The 19,065-nt window shown below is 72.7% G+C and carries 16 protein-coding genes; 5 read left to right on the forward strand and 11 right to left on the reverse strand.

Annotated features, from left to right (window positions below):
• Positions 1-39: 39 nt before the first annotated feature.
• Positions 40-1,392 (reverse strand): class II 3-deoxy-7-phosphoheptulonate synthase, encoded by a 1,353-nt coding sequence (locus tag ACFQ8C_RS32175; RefSeq protein ID WP_383464523.1) that lies wholly within the window; start codon positions 1,390-1,392, stop codon positions 40-42.
• 216 nt (positions 1,393-1,608) lie between these two features.
• On the opposite strand from ACFQ8C_RS32175, the gene ACFQ8C_RS32180 reads away from it, so the two are divergent.
• A complete protein-coding gene (locus ACFQ8C_RS32180) occupies positions 1,609-4,368 on the forward strand; it encodes an N-acetylmuramoyl-L-alanine amidase (RefSeq protein ID WP_383464525.1) in 2,760 nt (919 codons plus the stop codon).
• Between the two features lie 252 nt (positions 4,369-4,620).
• Positions 4,621-6,498, forward strand: coding sequence for an anthranilate synthase family protein (locus tag ACFQ8C_RS32185; RefSeq protein WP_383464527.1), 1,878 nt, complete (start codon positions 4,621-4,623; stop codon positions 6,496-6,498).
• On the opposite strand, the gene ACFQ8C_RS32190 is transcribed toward ACFQ8C_RS32185, so the two are convergent.
• The 4 genes from ACFQ8C_RS32190 to ACFQ8C_RS32205 form a co-directional block, all read right to left on the reverse strand.
• Positions 6,495-7,496, reverse strand: coding sequence for a 2-hydroxyacid dehydrogenase (locus ACFQ8C_RS32190; RefSeq protein WP_383464528.1), 1,002 nt, complete (start codon positions 7,494-7,496; stop codon positions 6,495-6,497). The genes ACFQ8C_RS32185 and ACFQ8C_RS32190 overlap by 4 nt on opposite strands.
• A 78-nt stretch (positions 7,497-7,574) precedes the next feature.
• A complete protein-coding gene (locus tag ACFQ8C_RS32195; protein WP_383464559.1) occupies positions 7,575-8,222 on the reverse strand; it encodes a response regulator in 648 nt (215 codons plus the stop codon).
• A gap of 53 nt (positions 8,223-8,275) precedes the next feature.
• Entirely contained in the window at positions 8,276-9,505 is a 1,230-nt protein-coding gene (macS, locus tag ACFQ8C_RS32200) for a MacS family sensor histidine kinase (protein ID WP_383464531.1), read from the reverse strand.
• Positions 9,506-9,542: 37 nt separating this feature from the next.
• Positions 9,543-10,274, reverse strand: a complete 732-nt coding sequence (locus ACFQ8C_RS32205; RefSeq protein ID WP_383464534.1) for a lysophospholipid acyltransferase family protein — start codon at positions 10,272-10,274, stop codon at positions 9,543-9,545.
• A 190-nt stretch (positions 10,275-10,464) separates the two neighbouring features.
• On the opposite strand from ACFQ8C_RS32205, the gene ACFQ8C_RS32210 reads away from it, so the two are divergent.
• Together ACFQ8C_RS32210 and ACFQ8C_RS32215 are read left to right on the forward strand one after the other, a co-directional pair.
• Positions 10,465-11,247, forward strand: a complete 783-nt coding sequence (locus tag ACFQ8C_RS32210) for an alpha/beta hydrolase (protein ID WP_383464537.1) — start codon at positions 10,465-10,467, stop codon at positions 11,245-11,247.
• On the forward strand, positions 11,240-11,932 hold the full coding sequence (locus ACFQ8C_RS32215; protein ID WP_383464540.1) for a hypothetical protein: 693 nt from the start codon (positions 11,240-11,242) through the stop codon (positions 11,930-11,932). The genes ACFQ8C_RS32210 and ACFQ8C_RS32215 overlap by 8 nt, the downstream gene beginning before the upstream one ends.
• A gap of 21 nt (positions 11,933-11,953) precedes the next feature.
• Here ACFQ8C_RS32215 and ACFQ8C_RS32220 read toward each other — a convergent pair whose 3' ends face one another.
• The 6 genes from ACFQ8C_RS32220 to ACFQ8C_RS32245 all read right to left on the reverse strand — a co-directional run bounded on the left by ACFQ8C_RS32220 (position 11,954) and on the right by ACFQ8C_RS32245 (position 16,937).
• Positions 11,954-12,709, reverse strand: coding sequence for an endonuclease/exonuclease/phosphatase family protein (locus ACFQ8C_RS32220; protein ID WP_383464541.1), 756 nt, complete (start codon positions 12,707-12,709; stop codon positions 11,954-11,956).
• Between the two features lie 77 nt (positions 12,710-12,786).
• Positions 12,787-13,728, reverse strand: coding sequence for an ROK family glucokinase (locus ACFQ8C_RS32225; RefSeq protein ID WP_383464543.1), 942 nt, complete (start codon positions 13,726-13,728; stop codon positions 12,787-12,789).
• Positions 13,729-13,794: 66 nt separating this feature from the next.
• Complete coding sequence (locus ACFQ8C_RS32230) at positions 13,795-14,298, reverse strand: DUF5304 domain-containing protein (RefSeq protein WP_383464546.1); 504 nt, start codon at positions 14,296-14,298, stop codon at positions 13,795-13,797.
• Positions 14,299-14,353: 55 nt separating this feature from the next.
• Positions 14,354-15,523, reverse strand: coding sequence for an ArsA family ATPase (locus ACFQ8C_RS32235; RefSeq protein ID WP_383464548.1), 1,170 nt, complete (start codon positions 15,521-15,523; stop codon positions 14,354-14,356).
• Between the two features lie 114 nt (positions 15,524-15,637).
• Positions 15,638-16,078, reverse strand: coding sequence for an SRPBCC family protein (locus tag ACFQ8C_RS32240; RefSeq protein ID WP_383464551.1), 441 nt, complete (start codon positions 16,076-16,078; stop codon positions 15,638-15,640).
• 91 nt (positions 16,079-16,169) lie between these two features.
• The gene (locus tag ACFQ8C_RS32245; protein WP_383464554.1) at positions 16,170-16,937 is read right to left on the reverse strand and encodes a metallophosphoesterase; all 768 of its coding nucleotides are present in this window, start codon (positions 16,935-16,937) and stop codon (positions 16,170-16,172) included.
• A gap of 258 nt (positions 16,938-17,195) precedes the next feature.
• Between ACFQ8C_RS32245 and ACFQ8C_RS32250 the strand changes: the two genes are divergently transcribed.
• Positions 17,196-18,992 (forward strand): AMP-dependent synthetase/ligase, encoded by a 1,797-nt coding sequence (locus ACFQ8C_RS32250; RefSeq protein WP_383464556.1) that lies wholly within the window; start codon positions 17,196-17,198, stop codon positions 18,990-18,992.
• Positions 18,993-19,065 lie beyond the last annotated feature (73 nt).

The following is a 19,065-nucleotide window of genomic DNA, read 5'->3' on the forward strand; positions in this document are numbered from 1 at the left end:
GATCACAAGGATCCGCGCCCCATCGCCGTAGGAAGCTACTTACTGATCGCGGTACATCTCGGCCACGAGGAACGCGAGGTCGAGCGACTGGCTCCGGTTGAGGCGCGGGTCGCAGGCCGTCTCGTAGCGCTGGTGCAGGTCGTCGACGAAGATCTCGTCGCCGCCGCCCACGCACTCGGTGACGTCGTCACCGGTGAGCTCGACGTGGATGCCGCCCGGGTGGGTGCCGAGCTCCTTGTGGACCTCGAAGAAGCCCTTGACCTCGTCGAGCACGTCGTCGAAGCGGCGGGTCTTGTGGCCGGAGGCCGCCTCGAAGGTGTTGCCGTGCATCGGGTCGGTCACCCAGGCGACGGTGGCGCCCGAGGCGGTGACCTTCTCGACCAGCTCGGGGAGCTTGTCCCGGACCTTGTCGGCGCCCATGCGGACGATGAAGGTCAGCCGGCCCGGCTCGCGCTCCGGGTCGAGGCGCTCGATGTACGTCAGCGCCTCCTCCGGGGTGGTCGTCGGGCCCAGCTTGATGCCGATCGGGTTGGCGATCCGCGACGCGAACTCGATGTGGGCGTGGTCCAGCTGGCGGGTGCGCTCACCGATCCAGACCATGTGGCCGGAGGTGTCGTACAGCTTGCCGGTGCGCGAGTCCGTACGGGTCAGGGCGCCCTCGTAGTCGAGGAGCAGCGCCTCGTGCGAGGCGTAGAACTCCACGGCCTTGAACTCGGCCGGGTCGGTGCCACAGGCCTTCATGAAGTTCAGGGCGTTGTCGATCTCGCGCGCCAGCTGCTCGTAGCGCTGGCCCGAGGGGGACGACTTCACGAAGTCCTGGTTCCAGGCGTGCACCTGGCGCAGGTCGGCGTAGCCACCGGTGGTGAAGGCGCGGACCAGGTTGAGCGTGGAGGCGGAGGCGTTGTACATCCGCTTCAGGCGCTCGGGGTCCGGGACGCGGGCCTTCTCGTTGAAGTCGAAGCCGTTGACGGAGTCGCCCCGGTAGGTGGGGAGCGTCACGCCGTCACGGGTCTCGGTGCCCTTCGAGCGGGGCTTGGAGTACTGCCCGGCGATGCGGCCCACCTTCACGACGGGCACGGAGGCCGCGTACGTCAGGACGGCGCTCATCTGGAGCAGGGTCTTCAGCTTGGCCCGGATGTGGTCGGCCGACACCGCGTCGAACGCCTCGGCGCAGTCGCCGCCCTGGAGGAGGAACGCCTCGCCACGGGCGACGGCCCCCATCCGGGCGCGCAGCTGGTCGCACTCGCCGGCGAAGACGAGCGGGGGATACGACTCGAGGTCCGCGATCACATCGCGCAGAGCCTCGGCATCGGGGTACTCGGGCTGCTGCGCCGCGGGCAGGTCTCGCCAGGTCGCCTTGGCGACGGCGTGGGATTCAGCGTTCACGGTCACGCGGACCACAGTACGGGGTTCTTCGTCCTGTCCTGTCCCCTGCCCAGTGGCTGAGACGCGCGCCCGGATTGTCTGGACGCGATCTTCACTCCATCGAGTGGTGTTACCCTCACCCGCGTTTAGCAAACGAGCAAACCTGTTCGCCAAATACATAGCTGACACACAGGGGTGGGTGTGACCCAGAGTCACCGCAGGGATCGCAAAAAGAAACGGCTCTTGTACGGAGCGGCGGCCGCCGTCGTCGCCACCGCCACGATCGGCACCCTCGCGGTCGCCTCGCCGAACCTCCTCGGCACGGCCGCCGACGCGAAGCCCGGTGGCGACGCCTCGCTCCAGGAGCAGTTCGCCGCGGCGGCGGAGGAGTTCGACGTCCCGCAGAGCGTGCTGATGGCGGTGTCGTACCAGAAGTCGCTGTGGGAGTCCCACGACGGCGAGCCCAGCACCACGGGCGGGTACAACGTCATGGGTCTGACGAAGGTCGACCCGGAGGACGTCGAGACCGGGATCACCGACGAGCAGATCCGGCACTTCAACGGCAGCGGCCGCCCGGAGATCGAGAAGGGCTTCGACCCGGAGCGGGTCCGCCGCACCCTGGCCGGAGCCGCCGTCGACACCGACGACCCCCGGCTGCACACCCTGGACAAGGCCGCCGATCTGATCGACAGCTCGACCGAGACCGTCCAGAACGACAGCGCCGCCTCCGTCCGGGCCGGCGCCGCCCTGCTCGCCGAGTACCAGAAGCAGGCGGGCGCCGAGCTGTCGGACGAGGCCGGCGACTGGTACCCGGCCGTGGCCCGCTTCAGCGAGTCGACGCAGAAGAAGGGCGCCGAGGTCTTCGCGAAGCGCGTCTTCGAGTCGATCAAGAAGGGTGAGCGCAAGCTCACCGCCGACGGCGAGCAGCTCACCCTGCCGGCCGACCCCTCGGTCACCCCGGCCGCGCCCGCGAACGTCCCGCTCGCCGCGTCCTTCGCGAGCACCACGGCGACGACGGCGACGGTCGAGTGCCCGGCCGGGATGAACTGCACGCCCCACTTCATCGTGCCGGCGGCCGACGGGTCGAAGAACTACACCCAGGCCGACCGCCCCAACAACGGCGTCGACATCCGCCAGATCGTCATCCACGACACCGAGGGCGCGTGGGACGGTTCGCTGCGGACCCTGACCGACCCGAAGGGCAAGGGCAGCGCCCAGTACATGATCAACGCGGCGGGCACCGAGGTGGCCCAGCTGCTGGAGAACAAGAACCTGGCCTGGCACGCGGGCAACTGGACCCACAACATGCACGCCATCGGCGTGGAGCACGAGGGCTGGGCCATCAAGGAGGGCTCCTGGTTCGACCCGCAGCTCTACCGCACCTCGGCCGAGCTGGTGAAGTTCCTCGCCGCCAAGTACGGCGTGCCGATCGACCGCGAGCACATCATCGGCCACGACGAGGTCGCACTCCAGACGGACGACCGCATGGACACCCTTCACTGGGACGCGGGCCCGTACTGGGACTGGAACTACTACATGTCCCTGCTCGGCGCCCCGCAGGGCGACAAGGGCGCGGGCGGGCTGTTCCGCGCCGGGCAGACGGTCCGCGTGGTGCCGCCGTTCACCACGGCGAACCAGACGGCGATGACGTACTACGACGAGGTGACCAAGACGAACAAGACGGCCTCGGTCCGTCCCGTCAACTTCGGCTACCTCTACACGGGCCCCGGGACGAGCTACGCCGCCCTCAAGGACCCGTACTTCACCGCGCTGACCACCCAGGGCTCCAACTACGGCAACAAGGTCCGCGCCGGCGGCCTCTACGTCGTCGCCGAGGTCCGGACCAACTGGACGGCGATCTGGTACGCGGGCCAGAAGGCCTGGTTCTACAACCCCGGCGGCCAGTACACCGTGCCGGTGAACGCCACCGCGGTGAAGGTCAAGTCCCCCCTGACCGGCATCAAGGTCTACGGCCGCTCCTTCCCGGAGACCGCCGCCTACACCGCGGCCGCCCTGGAGGCCCCGGGCAACGAGAACGACCCGCTGTCGAAGTTCACCTTCGCCTCCGGCCAGGCCTACGTGAAGGCCGGCCCGGCCGTGGTGGGCGACGACTGGTTCGGCTCGGCCCAGAGGAACGTCGTCGGCAGCGTCAAGTTCGTGCCGATCCGCTTCCACCACAAGATCGTCTGGGTGAAGGAGAGCGAGGTCACCGAGGCTCCCTCGGCCGCCCCCGTCTCCGCCACCGACCGCAACAACATCGTCGCCCGTGACGCCGCCGGAGTGCTCTGGCAGTACCAGGGCAGCGGCTCCGCGACCTCGCCGTTCCTGGCCAAGTACAAGGTCGGCCCGGGGTGGCAGGTCTACAACACGATCATGCCGCTGACGACCCTGCGGGCCGACGGGACCGGGGACGCCGTGGCCCGGGACAAGGACGGCGTCCTCTGGTACTACCGGGGCAGCGGCAACCCGAGCGCGCCGTTCAAGGCGCGGCTCCGCACCGGTGGCGGCTGGCAGGTCTACAACAAGCTCCTCGGCACTGGCGACATGACCGGTGACGGCAAGCCGGACCTGATCGCCCGCGACACCACCGGCACGCTCTGGTTCTACAAGGGCACCGGCGACCCGGCGAGGCCCTTCGCGGCCCGCGCCCAGGTCGGCGGCGGCTGGCAGGTCTACAACGAGCTCATCGCCACCGGCGACATGACCGGTGACGGCAAGCCGGACCTGATCGCCCGCGACACCACCGGCACGCTCTGGTTCTACAAGAACAGCGGCGGCTACCCCAACCCGTACGCCCGCCGCGTGCAGGTCGGCGGCGGCTGGCAGGCCTACAACGTGATGGTCGGCCCCGGCGACCTGAACAAGGACGGCAAGCCGGACCTGGTCGCCCGCGACGCCTCCGGCGTCCTGTGGTTCTACAAGAACACCGGCGGCTACCCGAACCCCTACGCCCCCAAGGCGCAGATCGGCAGCGGCTGGCAGGGATTCAACCTGATCGTCTGATCCGGTCGTGCCCGACGGACGGGGCCCGTTCCACGCCTTCCACGGTGTGGGACGGGCCCCGTTCCCGTGTCCGGCTGGGTTACAGTGCTCGCATGTACGCGCTGCCGACCCAGAACTGGTGGTGGACCGTCCCTCCGGCGGCCCACTGACTGCGCGTATCCGAAGACCACGCGAAGGCCGCCCGAGGGGCGGCCTTTCTCGTACCCGCGAGGCCGTTCCTCTCCGCACTCCCACCGGAAGGAACCCACTCCCATGGACTTCGACCTCTCCCGTCTCCTCGACGACTCCGCCCCGCCGTTCGCCCTGCTGCGCCGCCGCACCCCCGGCCGTGACCACGACACCGTCGAGGTGCTGGTCGGCGCCGTCCACGAGGCGGAGCGGCTGGCCGAACTGCCCGTGGGCGAGCGGCCGGCGCTCGCCCTGGTGCCGTTCCGGCAGATCAGGGAGCGCGGGTTCGACGTGCGGGACGACGGGACGCCGCTGTCGGTGCTGGTCGCCGAGGAGACGTACGAGCTGCCGCTCGGCGCGGCCCTCGACGCGCTGCCCGCGCACCGGGTCGAGGTCGCCGGCGGGGCCTTCGACGTCTCCGACGAGGAGTACGCCGACACCGTGCGGCGGGTGATCGAGGAGGAGATCGGGGGCGGCGAGGGGGCGAACTTCGTCATCCGGCGGACGTACACCGGGGAGATCCCGGGCTTCGGGCGGGCCGACGCGCTGGCGCTCTTCCGGCGGCTGCTCGCGGGCGAGCGGGGGGCGTACTGGACCTTCGTCGTGCACACCGGGGAGCGGACGCTCGTCGGGGCCAGCCCCGAGGTGCACGTGCGGATGGCGGGCGGCACCGTGGTCATGAACCCGATCAGCGGGACGTACCGCTACCCGGATGGCGCCGCGCCGACCGCCGAGGGGCTGCTCGGCTTCCTCGCCGACCGCAAGGAGACCGAGGAGCTCTCCATGGTGGTGGACGAGGAACTGAAGATGATGTGCACGGTCGGGGACATGGGCGGGGTGGTGATCGGTCCCCGGCTGAAGGAGATGGCCCATCTCGCGCACACCGAGTACGAGTTGCGCGGCCGCTCCTCGCTGGACGTGCGCGAGGTGCTGCGGGAGACCATGTTCGCGGCGACCGTGACGGGCTCGCCGGTGCAGAACGCCTGCCGGGTGATCGAGCGTCACGAGGCCGGCGGGCGGGGCTACTACGCGGGGGCGCTGGCGCTGCTCGGCACGGACGAGAACGGGGCGCAGACCCTGGACTCCCCCATCCTCATCCGGACCGCGGACATCGCGGCCGACGGGCGGCTCAGGGTGCCGGTGGGCGCGACCCTGGTGCGGCACTCGGAGCCGGCGGGCGAGGTCGCGGAGACCCACGCGAAGGCGGCGGCGGTCCTGGCGGCGCTCGGGGTGCGGGAGGGACGCCCGGCGGCGGAGGACGCGCCGGCGCGGGCGCGGCTCGCCGACGATCCGCGGGTGCGGGCCGCGCTGGACGCCCGGCGGGCGGACCTGGCGCCGTTCTGGCTGCGGATGCAGACCCGGTCGGCGGAGCTGACGGGCCACGCGCTGGTGATCGACGCGGAGGACACCTTCACCGCCATGCTGGCGCACCTGCTGCGCTCCTCGGGCCTGGAGGTGTCGGTGCTGCGCTTCGACGAGCCGGGGCTGCGGGAGCTGGCGCTCGCCCACGAGGGTCCGGTGGTCCTCGGCCCCGGCCCGGGCGACCCGATGGACGCGGCCGACCCGAAGATGCGGTTCCTGCGCGGGCTCACCGCCGAGCTGCTGCGCGGCCACCGGCACGGCCTGCTGGGCGTGTGCCTCGGGCACGAGCTGATCGCGGCCGAGCTGGGCCTGGAGATCGTGCGCAAGCGCACCCCGTTCCAGGGCGCCCAGGTCCGGATCGACCTCTTCGGCCAGGAGCGGACGGCCGGCTTCTACAACAGCTTCACCGCCCGCTGCGACGAGCGGGAGGCGACGGAGCTGGCGCTGCACCGGATCGAGGTGAGCCGGGACGCGGAGACGGACGAGGTGCACGCGCTGCGCGGCCCGGGGTTCGCGGGCGTCCAGTTCCACCCGGAGTCGGTGCTGACGCTGGAGGGCGCGGCGGTGACGGCCGGGCTGCTGGCCGGGGTGCTGGTCTAGGAGGCGGCCCTCGGGACCAGGACGTTCTCGCCTCGCTCGCCCCGGACGTAGTCGAGGACGTTCTGGACCGTGGTGTCGATGATCTGGCCGACCGCGTCGGCGGTGTAGTACGCCTGGTGGCTCGTCACCACCACGTTCGGGAAGGTCACCAGGCGGGCCAGGGTGTCGTCCTCGACGCCGGCGAGGGACTTGTCGAGGAAGAAGAGTCCGGCCTCCGCCTCGTAGACGTCGAGGCCGACGCCGGTGAAGCGGCCGGCGCGCAGCTCGGCGACGAGGGCGTCGGTGTCGACGAGGCCGCCCCGGCTGGAGTTGACCAGGATCGCGTCGTCCTTCATGGCCACGAGGGCGGAGGCGTCGATGATGTGCTGGGTGGCGGGCAGCAGCGGCACGTGGAGGCTGACGAGGTCGGCCTCGGCGAGGAGCCGGTCCTTCTCGACGTACTCCATGCCCAGTTCGACGCAGGCCGGGTTCTCGGCGACGTCCCAGCCGAGGAGCCGCATGCCGAAGCCGTGGGCGATCCGGGCGAAGGCCTCGCCGATCTTGCCGGTCCCGAGGACGCCGGCGGTACGGCCCCGCATGTCGCGGCCCATCAGCCCGTCGAGGCGGAAGTCGAAGTCGCGGGTGCGGTTGGAGGCGCGGACGATCCGCCGGTTGACCGCCATGGCGAGGGTCCAGGCGAACTCGGCGACGGAGTACGGCGAGTAGTACGAGACCCGGGCGACGGTGAGGCCGAGGCGCTCGGCGACCTCCAGGTCGATGTTGTTGAAGCCGGTGGAGCGCTGGGCGATCATCTGGGTCCCGCCGGCCGCCAGGGTCTGGAGGACCCGGTGGTCGAGGATGGCGTTGACACTGGTGGAGATGACCTCGTAGCCGGCCGCGATGGGGGCGGTGTCCTCGGTGAGGAAGACGTCGAGGCAGCGGACGTCGTGGTGGCCCGCGAACGCCTTCTCGATCATCGGCTTCTCGTCCGCCTGCACGCCGAATGCCAGGATCTCCACGACAGTCCTCTCGCCAGAAGGCCGCATACCTGCCCGAATATACGGCTCTGTCCCCCGGCCCGCCCGGCGCCCGGCCGGTCAGCCCTCGTCGAGGCCGCGCTCGATCGCGTACCGCACCAGCTCGACGCGGTTGTGCAGCTGGAGCTTGCCGAGGGTGTTCTGGACGTGGTTCTGCACGGTGCGGTGCGAGATGACGAGCCGCTCGGCGATCTGCTTGTAGCTGAGGCCCTTGGCGACGAGCCGGAGGACCTCGGTCTCGCGGTCGGTGAGGCGGGGCGCCTCGGGCTCCCCGGCGCCCGCGGCGGGCACGGGCTCGGAGGCGAGGCGGCGGTACTCGCCGAGGACCAGTCCGGCGAGGCCCGGGGTGAAGACGGGATCGCCCGCGGCGGTGCGGCGGACCGCGTCGATCAGCTCCTCGGCGCCGGCCGACTTCAGCAGGTAGCCGGTGGCGCCGGACTTCACGGCCTCCAGGACGTCCGCGTGCTCGCCGCTCGCCGAGAGGACCAGGACCCGCAGCCCGGGCAGCGAGCCGACCAGCTCCTTGCAGACCTGGACGCCCGGCTTGGCGGGCAGGTTGAGGTCCAGGACGAGGACGTCGGGGGCGACGGCCGGGGCACGGCGGACGGCCTGCTCGCCGTCGCCGGCGGTGGCGACGACGTCGAAGCCCGCCTCGGCCAGGTCGCGGGCGACGGCGTCCCGCCACATGGGGTGGTCGTCGACGACCATCACCTTGATGGACCGGCCCCGCTCCGTGGAGTCCGCCGCGTGCTGCGCCTCGTTCACTTCTCTCCTGCCTTCCCCCGTGCGCCCCGCGCGGGTCGCGGGACCTTCAGTTCGACTTCGGTGCCCTGGCCGGGGACCGAGATCAGCTCGGCCGTGCCCCCCAGGTCGCGCAGGCGCCCCCGGATGGAGAGCGCGACGCCCATCCGGCCCTCGCCCTCCGCCTCGGCGAGCCGGCCCTCCGGGATGCCGGGCCCGTCGTCCCGGACGGTGACGAGGACCTCGTCGTCCCAGTCCTCGACCAGGATCCACGCGCGCGCGTCCGCGCCCGCGTGCACCCGCACGTTGTCCAGGGCGGCGCCGACGGCGGCGGCCAGTTCGCGGGCGGCCGCGGCGGGCAGCGGCACGGGCACGCCGGGGTCGGAGAGGGTGACCCGGGCGCCGGCCCGCGGGGCGAGCAGGGCGCGCAGGTCGACGGGGATGTCGTCGGCGGGCTCGTCGTCGACCTCGACGACCCGGACGACCGCGCCCTCGGACTCGTCCTCGGAGACGTGGCTGGCGCGGGTGAGACCGCCGGCCACCAGGGTCCGCAGGGCGACCTCCTGCTCGCCGGCCATCCGGCCCAGCTCGGCGGCCTCCCCGCCGATGGCGGTGCCGCGCCGCTGCACCATGGCGAGGACCTGGAGGACGCTGTCGTGGATGTCGCGGGCGAGCCGCTCGCGCTCACGGGTCGCGGCCTCGATCTCCAGGGCGCGGGCGAGGGTGCGCTCGGAGGCCCGGGCGACCTCGACGACGTATCCGATGGCGATGGAGGCCACCCAGACCAGGATGACGTTGTGGACGGTGTCCCGGCTGGGGTGGGCCCGCTCGATGATGTTGGCGACGGCGACGAGGGAGGAGGCGAAGCCGGCCCAGCGCCAGCCGCCCTTGATGGCGTAGGCGAGGACCGAGCCGGCGGTCCATATCGTCGGCAGCGTGGGGCCGTCCACGGACTGGGCGTGGGCGTCCGCGAGCGGGGTGAGGAGGATGCCGGTGAGGGCGAGGGCGAGGTCGGCGACGAGGAAGCGCCTGGTGCAGCTCGCCGCGTTCGCCACCTTGGGGAGGGTGGCGAGGGTCCAGACGCAGAGCACCGCCAGGTAGGCGACGGCGATCCAGGGCCGCTCGTAGCGGTCCCGGCCGGTGGCGAAGATCAACACCGCGTAGACCATCGTCAGGACGCGGTAACCGGTCAGAGCCCGCCACAACGGCTGCTCCACCGACATGCGCACGACACGCTCGCGCTTGGCCATCTCCCCCACCCCCCGCCGGCGCTCCCTGACGGGAGGGTCAGGCGCCGGACTCTTCCCGTGCGGCGATCTCCGCCTTCACGGCCTCCTTGGCGGCCTTCTCGGCCTCCGCGATCTGCCGCTTCGCGGCCGTCGCGTAGATGTCGACGTACTCCTGGCCGGAGAGCTTCATGATCTCGTACATGACCTCGTCGGTCACCGAACGCAGGATGAAGCGGTCGCCGTCCATGCCCTGGTAGCGGGAGAAGTCCAGCGGCTTGCCGATCCTGATCCCGGGGCGCATCAGCTTCGGGACGACCTTGCCGGGCGGCTGGATCTTCTCGGTGTCGAGCATCGCGACCGGGATCACCGGGGCGCCGGTGGCCAGCGCCACCCGGGCCAGGCCGCCGGGCTTGCCGCGGTAGAGCCGGCCGTCGGGCGAGCGGGTGCCCTCGGGGTAGATGCCGAAGAGGCCGCCGCCCTCGATGACCTCGATGCCGGCCTGGATGGCCGCCTCACCGGCGCCGCGGGCGCCCGAGCGGTCCACCGGGAGCTGGCCGACGCCCTTGAAGAAGGCGGCGGTCAGCCGGCCCTTCAGACCGGGCGTGGTGAAGTACTCCGCCTTGGCGATGAAGGTGACCTTGCGGTCCAGGACCGCGGGCAGGAAGAAGGAGTCCGAGAAGGACAGGTGGTTGCTGGCGAGGATCGCGGGGCCCTCGGCGGGAACGTTCTCCAGACCCTCCACCCAGGGCCGGAAGGCGAGCTTCAGGGAGCCCCCGATGGAGAACTTCATTGCGCCGTAGATCAACTCGCCATGCCTTCCGTGTGCCGTCGTGACGACTTTATCCCGTACCGACGTGCCGCCCCCGCTGCGGCCCTGGTCGGTGTCGGTCCGGTCGCGTACCGTGAAGGTCCTTCCCCCATCTCCGCACGGTTCCGGCGCCCCCGACGCACCGGAGCCGCAAACCGAACAGGAGACCCCGGTGCCGGTCCTTCCCGGAGCCGAGCCGTACCGCCATGAGGGCGGAGAGGTCGGCGTCCTTCTCTGTCACGGATTCACCGGTTCCCCGCAGTCGATGCGCCCGTGGGCCGAGTTCCTCGCGGACCGCGGCCTGACGGTGTCGGTGCCGCTGCTGCCCGGGCACGGCACGCGCTGGCAGGACATGCAGCTCACCACCTGGCACGACTGGTACGCGGAGGTGGACCGGGCGCTGCGCGAGCTGACCGCCCGCTGCTCCACCGTCTTCGTCTTCGGCCTGTCCATGGGCGGGGCGCTGACCCTGCGGCTCGCCGCGAAGCACGGCGACGCGGTCCGCGGCATCGTGCTCGTCAACCCGGGCAACAAGGTGCACGGCCTCGCCGCGCACGCCCTGCCGGTGGTGCGCCACCTGGTGCCGACGACGAAGGGCGTCGCCAACGACATCGCGAAGGAGGGCGCGGCCGAGGTCGGGTACGACCGGGTGCCGCTGCACGCCGCGCACTCGCTGCGGCGGTTCTTCCGGCTGGTCGACGGCGAGCTCCCGCAGGTCACCCAGCCGCTCCTGCTGCTGCACAGCCCGCAGGACCACGTGGTGCCGCCCGCCGACTCGGCGCGGGTGCTCAGCCGGGTCTCCTCCACCGACGTGAAGGAGATCCTGCTGGAACAGAGTTACCACGTGGCGACGTTGGACCATGACGCGGAGAGGATCTTCGAGGAGAGTCTGGCGTTCGTCGAGCGTCTCGCCCCCGGGCTCGTGGGCGGGAAGGGGAGCAGGAGCGGTGGCTGACCAGCAGGACGGCGGCGAGCGGGAGCCGCAGCCCATCGACGAGGAGGCGGCGTGGGCCGCGATCGTCGCGGGGTACGGCGAGGAGCCCTCGGATCCTCCGGGGACCCGGCCGTTCCGGCCGATCGAGAACCTGCGGCTCCCGGAGCCGGAGGAACTGGAGGCCCGCGAGGCCCGGGCCGCCTCGGGCGGTGACGTGCCCAAGCCGGACAAGACCAGGCGGGAGGTGCCCCCGCCCGCCGCGCGCCCCGAGCCGGAGGCCGAGGCGGAGGCGGAGGAGGGCCCCGAGCCGGGTGACGAAGGGGACGGCTCCGGCGACGGGAAGCCCGTCCTCGGCAGTTCGATCACCTTCGCCCCCGGGGTGCGCCCGAGCGGCGGCCCGCGCGACTACAGCCTGTCCGAGCCCGAGGAGGGCCCCGGAGGCTCGGACGAGGGCCACTTCGTGCCGCCGGAGCCGCCGCCGCTCCCGGAGGCGGACACCACCACCAAGTTCGCCTGGCTCGCGGTGGTCGGCGGCCCGGTCCTGATGCTGCTCGCGGTGCTCTTCCGCTGGGACATGACCTGGTGGCTCACCACCCTCTGCGTCGGCGGCTTCCTGGGCGGCTTCGCGACCCTGGTGGCCCGGATGAAGGGCGACGACGGGGACGACGACGGCTACGACGACCCGGGCCGCGGCGCGGTGGTGTGACGCCGGCGGGGCGAGCCCCCGTCAGGCGGGTGCCCGGAGTCTGACCGCCGCCAGTACCGGAAGGTGATCGGTGGCGGCGGTCAGGTCGGCGGGGGCGGGGCCGGTGGGCACGCCGCAGCCGAGGAACTCGACGCCGTCCGTCGCCAGGATCGCGTCGATGCGCTGGTGCGGTCCCCTGGCGGGATGGGTGTTCCCGGCTCCCAGGGGGGCCGTCTCCCAGCCGTCGCGGAGGGTTCCCGTGAGCCGGGTGAAGGCCGGGCCGCCGGGCCGCTCGTTGAGGTCGCCGGCGACGACCGCGTACGGGGTGCCGAGCGCGGCGACCCGGTCGAGGACCAGGCCGGCCTGCTCGTACCGCTCGTCCTCCCGCAGGCTCAGATGGCAGCTGACGAGCCCGAGCCGGACGCCCCCGAAGCGGACGACGGCGGTGGCGAGCCCGCGCCGGTGGAGCCCCGGGGTGAGCGGGAGCAGCACGTCCTCGGTCCGCTCCACGGTGGCGCGCAGCGAGCAGAGCAGCAGCGGCCCCGCCGCGGTGGCCCCGCCGGAGAGGACGACCAGTTCGCTCTTGGCGGCGAGCCGGGCCGCGTGCTTGCGCCAGCGGAAGAAGCGCGGGGCCTCCTGGACGAGGACGACGTCGGGGGCGCAGGCCCGGATCACCCGGGCGAGGGCGTCCTCGTCGTCGCGCATCGAGCGGATGTTGTAGCTGAGGATCCGGACCACGGCGGAGCCGTCCGGCTCGGTACGGGAGGCGGGCAGCGCGCCGGTCGCGTCGAGGGCCATGGCCCCAACATAGGCCGGATGCCCGCCCCGCCCCAGAGGGCGCGGCGGGCATCGACCGGATGGCACGCGGCGGAGGGTCAGCCCTGGCGGGCCAGGTCCGCGGCGCCGACGAGGCCGGCCTTGTTGCCGAGCTGAGCGGCGAGGACCTGCGCGTGCGGACGGTGGCTGCCGCCGATCAACCAGCGCCGGAAGGACTTCCGGATCGGGTCGAGGACCAGCTCGCCCTCGTCCGAGACGCCGCCGCCGACGATGAACGCGGACGGGTCGAAGAGCGAGGCGAGGTCGGCCAGTCCGGCGCCGGCCCAGCGGGCCAGCTCGCGGAAGGAGTCGACGGCGACCGGGTCGCCGGCGCGGGCGGCCTCGCTGACGTGCTTGCCCTGGATGCCCTCGGGGGTGCCGTCGCCGAGCGAGAGCAGGACCCCGGCGTTCTCGGGGGTGGCGGCGGCGCGCTGCCGCGCGTAGCGGACGAGGGCGCGGCCGGAGGCGTACTGCTCCCAGCAGCCCTGGCTGCCGCAGCCGCAGAGCAGGCCGTCCGGGACGACCCGGATGTGGCCGAACTCGGCGGCGACGCCGAAGCGTCCGCGGCGCAGCTTGTTGCCGATGATGATGCCGCCGCCGAGGCCGGTGCCGAGGGTGATGCAGATGACGTCCTCGTGGCCCTGGCCGGCGCCGAAGCGGTACTCGCCCCAGGCGGCCGCGTTGGCGTCGTTCTCCACCACGACGGGGAGGCCGACGCGCTGCTCGACCTTGTCCTTCAGCGGCTCGTGCCGCCAGTCGATGTTCGGCGCGAAGAGGACGGTGGCCCGCTTGTCGTCGACGTAGCCGGCCGCGCCGATGCCGACGGCCTCGATCCGGTGGCCCTTGCCGGCCTCGGAGACGGCCGCGCAGATGGCGTCGACGATGCCTTCGGGGGTCGGCGGGGTGGGCACCGTGTGCGTGTCGAGGATGCTGCCCTCCTCGTCGACCACGCCGGCCGCGATCTTCGTGCCGCCGATGTCGACGCCGATGGTGAGTCCCATGTGTCCCTCAGTTTTCGGTCGAGCCCCGCTAGGGCCCACCGTACCCGAGGGGAGGCACCGTACTGATCAGTCCAGGTCGATGGGGCGGCCGGTGGCAGGGCCCTCCCCGCGGTCGTCCCGGCCGTCCGGGTCGTCCCCCTCGGACTCGCGGGGGGTGTCGGCGGCGCGGCGGGGGTCGTCCTCGTCGAGGTCGGGACCCCGGGTCCAGCGGGTCTCGTGGCCTTCGACGGCCGAGCGGTAGGCGGCGAGGAGTTCGCTGCCGGCGGCGGCGAGGTGGTCGAAGACCTGCGGGTTGCGCTCGATGACCGGCTCGACGGCGGCCTTCGCCTGGTTGACGAGGCCCCTGACGGTCTCGGCGGCCTGGGCGGCGGCCCCGGTGGCCTGTCCGCCGAAGAGCGGGGCCGCGGCGCCGAGTCCGCCGGTGAGCTTCTCGGCGACGGCCTCGAAGAGCTTGCGGAACTCCTCGGCGGGCGAGCCGGGTTCCTCCCCGTGCCGCGCGCGGCGGCGGGCCTTCTCCGCCTCCAGGTCCTCGGCACACGCGTCGGCCCAGGCGTCCGGATCGCTGCTCATGGCGTACTCCTCCGTCGCTTCCCTTCCTTCGACGGTACACGCCCGGGGACGGCGGTCAGGAGGGCTTGGGCCACAGTCCGGGGTCGGGGGCGAAGCGGATGGCGAGGTCGCCGTCGACGAGGCCGGCGCCGGTGACGGTGCAGCGGCGCAGGACGGGCGGGAGGGGCAGGGTGCGGCGGAAGGGGCCGGCGCCGAGGAGCAGCTCGTCGCCCCTGCGGACGAGGGAGAGCTCCCGCTTGACGGCGCCGGGCAGCGGCAGGTGCCAGACGAGGACGCCGTCCTCCGCGCGCCGGTCCTCGACGGTCGGGGCGGGCGCGGGGGCGGGCGGCGGGCCGGGGCGTACGGCGGCGAGCAGGGCGAGGTCCTCGGGACCGCGCGGAACGCGGCCGAGATGGGGCAGCTCGTGCAGGAGTTCCGCGGCGTCGGCGCGGAGGTCCGCCAGGTGGCGGTGCTGCTCGGCGGTGAGGGCGGCGAGCCAGGGGTCCTCGGAGGCTGCCGGGAGGAGCCGGTTGGCGATCACGGCGTCGAGGGCGAGGCCGTGGAGGGCGAGGCCGAGACGGGCGTCGCGGAGGGTGGCGGCGGCGGCCGGGCCGGGTTCGAGGACGAGCCGGACGGTGGTGCCGGGGGCTTCGACGACGGCCTGGACGGCGGCGAGTTCCCGCTCCCAGCGGGCGGTGGCCTCGTACAGCCACTGGGCGGGCATGGGGACGCCGGCGAGCTGGGCGAGCATCGGGCGCAGCGCGCGGGCGGCCTGGCGTTCGGGCGGCAGCAGCCGGCGGAGGTAGCGGCGGAGCTGCTCGGGAAGGGCGAGGACGGTCAGTGCCTCGCGGAGCGGCGGCAGGTCGACGACGGCGAGGTCGTGGTCGCCGGCGGCGGCCTCGCGCAGCACCCGGAGGAGGGCGAACTGGCGGCTGCCGGGCAGCTCGGTGAGTTCGGCGTCCTCGAAGGGGGAGGCCCCGAGGAGGTCGAGGACGGTCGAGGAGCGGGCCTGGAGGGCGAGGAACTCGCGCCGGAAGTCCCCGGCGGGGTCGGGCCGCAGCACGGTGAGCGTCCCGGGGCCCGCGCCGCCGGCCACGGCGTCGGCGACCGGTCCGGAGTGCGCCGGGTCCGTGTCGCCGGGGACGAGCAGCACGCGGCGGCCGGCGTGGACCTCGGCGAGGGCGGTCGCGGTGGCGACCGTGGTGCGCCCGGCGCCGCCGGCTCCGGTGACGAGGATGATCCGCATGCGGGTGACGCTATCGCGGCCCCGCCGCGTCCCGGTCCCCGGATTCCGTGCCCGGGGACGGGGCTCGGGACCGCCCGTCCGGAACCCGGGCTCCGGGCGCCGCGCGGCCGGGGGTCAGGCCGTGGACTCGACGCGCTTCTTCAGGCCGGCGAGGGCGCGGTCGATGATGACCTTCTCGGCCTTGCGCTTGATCATCCCGAGCATGGGGATCTTGACGTCGACGGTGAGCTGGTAGGTGACCTCGGTGCGGTCGCCGGCGAGCGGGGTGAGCCGGTAGGAGCCGTCGAGGGAGCGCAGCATCTGGGACTTCACCAGGGTCCAGCTGACCTCGTTGGCGCCGGTCCAGGTGTACGCGAGGGTGTGGTCGTCCTTGACGGCGCCGGCGTCGAGGACGAGCCGGACCTTCTCCGCGCGGCCGGCCTCGTCGGTCTGGAGGACCTCGGCCTGGGTGACCTCGCCGGTCCAGTCGGGGTAGCGCGCGAAGTCGGCGATCACACTCATGACGTCGGCCGGCGCCGCCTCGATGGTGATGCTCGAGCTGGTGTGTTCGGCCATCGTGGTGGCTCCTCCACTGTGCGGTCCGGCGGAAGTCAAGGGGCACGGACACGTGCCGGTGGAAGGCTATCGCGCCCCCGTGCCGGCCCCGTCACCACTCCAGGACGAAGGGCCGGCCGGTCGCGGCGAAGTGCCCGACGTTCACGCACTCGGTGGCGCCGATCCGCATCCGGCGGGCCAGCGGCTGGTGGACGTGGCCGAAGAGGGAGTAGCGGGGGCGGGTGCGGCGGATGGCGTCGAGGAGGGCGCGGCTGCCGCGCTCGAAGCGGCGGGCGACGGTGTCGTAGGTGAGGTCGGGGACCTCCGGCGGGATGTGGGAGCAGAGGACGTCGACCTCGCCGAGGGCCTCGACCTTGGCGGCGTACTCCTCGTCCGAGATCTCGTACGGGGTCCGCATCGGGGTGCGCAGGCCGCCGCCGACGAAGCCGAAGGTCAGGCCGCCGAGCTCGATCCGCCGGCCGTCGAGGACGGTGGTGCCGGGGCCGGCGTACTCGGGCCAGAGGGTGGGGATGTCGACGTTGCCGTAGGTGGCGTAGGTGGGTGAGGGGAAGGCGGCGAAGAGTTCGGCGTACTGGCGGCGGACGGCGGCCTCGATGGCGGTCTCGCGATCGACGGCGAGACCGGCCCAGAGGCTGCGGCCCAGGTCACGGGCTTCGTCGAAGCGGCGGGCGGTGCGCAGCTCGACGAGCCGGTCGGCGTTCGCCACGCCGAAGAGGTCGGGGAAGATGCCCCGGCTGTGGTCGGCGTAGTCGAGGAAGAGGACCAGGTCGCCGAGGCATATGAGGGCGTCGGCGCCGTCTCCCGCCCGGGCGAGGGCGCCGGTGTTGCCGTGCACGTCGCTGACCACGTGGACTCGCATGTGCCCACCCTAGGGCGTCGGACCTGCGGTTACTTGGGAGTCGGGAAAGCTGTGGATTACTGTGCGCTGAGGGCCGTCACGCTGGTGTGACGCACGGAACATCTGGCCGGGACCCCCTACCGGGAACCACGTACTGATGGGTAACGTCCGGGCAGTCCACAGTCGTGCTCGCCCCCACCGAGCACCTGCCCGATCATGGACCGCACCGGTGCGCCCACACAGAGCCGTGGCACCGGAGCCCGATGAGGAGCAGCAGTCTTGCGCGAGTTCAGCCTTCCGGCCCTGTACGAGGTCCCTTCGGACGGCAACCTGACGGATCTCATCCGCCGCAACGCCTCCCAGCACCCAGATGTCGCCGTGATGGCCCGCAAGGGCGACGGCGGGTGGACGGACGTGACCGCCAAGGAGTTCCTCGCCGAGGTGCGTGGGGTCGCCAAGGGCCTCATCGCCGCCGGGGTCGGGGTGGGAGACCGGGTGGCGCTGCTCTCCCGCACCCGCTACGAGTGGGTGCTGCTCGACTTCGCGATCTGGAGCGCGGGCGCGGTGACCGTGCCGGTGTACGAGACCAGCTCGCCGGAGCAGATCCAGTGGATCCTCGGCGACTCGGGCGCCTCGCTGGCGGTCGTGGAGTCCGCCGCGCACCAGGCGTCGGTGGAGTCCGTGCGCGGCGAGCTGCCCGCGCTCAAGGGCCTGTGGCAGATCGAGGACGGTGCGGTCGAGCGGCTCACGGCCTCCGGCGCGGAGGTCTCGGACGAGACGCTGGACCAGCGGATGTCGGCGGCGAACGCGGACGACCCGGCGACCATCGTCTACACCTCCGGCACCACGGGCCGCCCCAAGGGCTGCGTGCTGACCCACAGGGCGTTCTTCGCCGAGTGCGGCAACGTGGTGGAGCGGCTGAAGCCGCTCTTCCGTACGGGCGAGTCCTCCGTGCTGCTCTTCCTGCCCGCCGCGCACGTCTTCGGCCGGCTGATCGAGGTGGCCTCCGTGATGGCCCCGATCCGCCTGGGCTGTCTCCCGGACATCAAGACCCTCACGGACGAGCTGGCCTCCTTCCGCCCGACGCTGATCCTGGGCGTGCCGCGCGTCTTCGAGAAGGTCTACAACTCGGCCCGGGCCAAGGCGCAGGCCGACGGCAAGGGCAAGATCTTCGACAAGGCCGCGCACACGGCCATCGCCTACAGCCGCGCGCTCGCCACCCCGCAGGGCCCGTCGCTGGGCCTGAAGCTCAAGCACAAGCTCTTCGACAAGCTCGTCTACTCGAAGCTGCGGGCGGTGCTCGGCGGGCGCGGCGAGTACGCGATCTCCGGCGGCGCGCCGCTGGGCGAGCGGCTCGGCCACTTCTTCCGCGGCATCGGCTTCACCGTCCTGGAGGGCTACGGCCTGACGGAGTCGTGCGCCGCCACCGCCTTCAACCCGTGGGACCGCCCGAAGATCGGCACGGTGGGCCAGCCGCTGCCGGGCTCGGTGGTGCGGATCGCGGACGACGGCGAGGTGCTGCTCCACGGCGAGCACGTCTTCTCGAAGTACTGGAACAACGAGGCGGCGACGGCCGAGGCGCTGGCCGACGGCTGGTTCCACACCGGTGACATCGGCACCCTCGACGAGGACGGCTACCTCGCGATCACCGGCCGCAAGAAGGAGATCCTGGTGACGGCCGGCGGCAAGAACGTCGCCCCGGCGGTCATCGAGGACCGGATCCGCGCCCACGCCCTGGTCGCGGAGTGCATGGTGGTCGGCGACGGCCGCCCGTTCGTCGGCGCCCTCGTCACCCTCGACGAGGAGTTCCTGGGCCGCTGGGCGAGCGAGCACGGCAAGCCGGCCGGCGTCACCGCCGCCGCCCTCCGCGACGACCCGGACCTGCTCGCCGAGGTCCAGCGCGCGATCGACGACGGCAACGCCGCGGTCTCCAAGGCGGAGTCGGTCCGCAAGTTCCGCGTCCTGGCCTCCCAGTTCACCGAGGAGGCGGGCCACATCACCCCCTCGCTCAAGCTGAAGCGGAACGTGGTGGCGAAGGAGTTCGCCGACGAGATCGAGGCGATCTACGGCAAGTGACCGTCACCCGCGCATGGCCGTTCGCACGCGCGTGACCGCACCCGCACAGGGGGGAGGGGCCCGGCGCGTGCGC

It is taken from the genome of Streptomyces sp. NPDC056503 (assembly GCF_042794995.1).
GTDB lineage: Bacteria > Actinomycetota > Actinomycetes > Streptomycetales > Streptomycetaceae > Streptomyces.

Coding starts and splice junctions, on each gene's coding strand:
- ACFQ8C_RS32185 (WP_383464527.1), top strand. CDS start 4,621: ATGGACTTCGACCTCTCCCGTCTCCTCGACGACTCCGCCCCGCCGTTC.
- ACFQ8C_RS32195 (WP_383464559.1), bottom strand. CDS start 8,222: ATGGTCGTCGACGACCACCCCATGTGGCGGGACGCCGTCGCCCGCGAC.
- macS (WP_383464531.1), bottom strand. CDS start 9,505: ATGGCCAAGCGCGAGCGTGTCGTGCGCATGTCGGTGGAGCAGCCGTTG.
- ACFQ8C_RS32205 (WP_383464534.1), bottom strand. CDS start 10,274: ATGAAGTTCTCCATCGGGGGCTCCCTGAAGCTCGCCTTCCGGCCCTGG.
- ACFQ8C_RS32220 (WP_383464541.1), bottom strand. CDS start 12,709: ATGGCCCTCGACGCGACCGGCGCGCTGCCCGCCTCCCGTACCGAGCCG.
- ACFQ8C_RS32225 (WP_383464543.1), bottom strand. CDS start 13,728: ATGGGACTCACCATCGGCGTCGACATCGGCGGCACGAAGATCGCGGCC.
- ACFQ8C_RS32230 (WP_383464546.1), bottom strand. CDS start 14,298: ATGAGCAGCGATCCGGACGCCTGGGCCGACGCGTGTGCCGAGGACCTG.
- ACFQ8C_RS32235 (WP_383464548.1), bottom strand. CDS start 15,523: ATGCGGATCATCCTCGTCACCGGAGCCGGCGGCGCCGGGCGCACCACG.
- ACFQ8C_RS32240 (WP_383464551.1), bottom strand. CDS start 16,078: ATGGCCGAACACACCAGCTCGAGCATCACCATCGAGGCGGCGCCGGCC.
- ACFQ8C_RS32245 (WP_383464554.1), bottom strand. CDS start 16,937: ATGCGAGTCCACGTGGTCAGCGACGTGCACGGCAACACCGGCGCCCTC.